This is a genomic window from Bradyrhizobium sp. Leo170, from assembly GCF_004296405.1.
In the GTDB taxonomy this organism is placed as follows: Bacteria; Pseudomonadota; Alphaproteobacteria; order Rhizobiales; family Xanthobacteraceae; genus Bradyrhizobium.
Map to the genome: position 1 here is coordinate 1 of NZ_PSRR01000861.1, position 511 is coordinate 511.

Sequence of the window (511 nt, forward strand, 5' to 3'; positions counted from 1 at the left end):
CGTCGCGTTGAAGGCCTTCGGCAGCTTGGGGTCCAGCGGAATCCGGTTTGGCATTGTGTCCCTCTGATCAGGACAACAATGCCACAGGGCGGGCCAAGTTGGGATAGCTGAATTTTGGCCATGCGGGTTGATCCATGTAGCTGGTCTTTTGCGGGAGACGCCACGACTGGCGATAACAGTGCCTTTGGTACGGTCGACCCTGATCCGACCCGATACACTCTATAGAATCCCCCACGCCCGGTATCGTTCTCGCCCGGTCGCCTCGCGCAGGCCGAGTTCGCCGACCAGGTCCTGCGCGGCGCGCGGTGTAATCTTGAGCTCCGCCGCTATCATGCCGGCCGAGACGATCGGCTGGGTCAGCACGTAATCAAGCAGCTCAGGCAGCCGAGAGGTGGATCGGCGGCCCATGAGCTTGCGGGCGAGCAGGTTTTTTGCGCTCAGCCAGCGGTCGTGATCTTTCAGCCCCGCCTCGGCCGCGGCCACGATCGCCTCGAGCTGCACGGCGAGTCGG

The 511-nt window shown here is 63.2% G+C and carries 1 protein-coding gene; it reads right to left on the reverse strand.

The features are described 5' to 3' along the window. Window positions 1-219 precede the first annotated feature (219 nt). Window positions 220-511 (reverse strand): helix-turn-helix domain-containing protein (locus CWO89_RS45120; protein ID WP_165421638.1); only part of this gene is annotated, 292 nt, incomplete at its 5' end.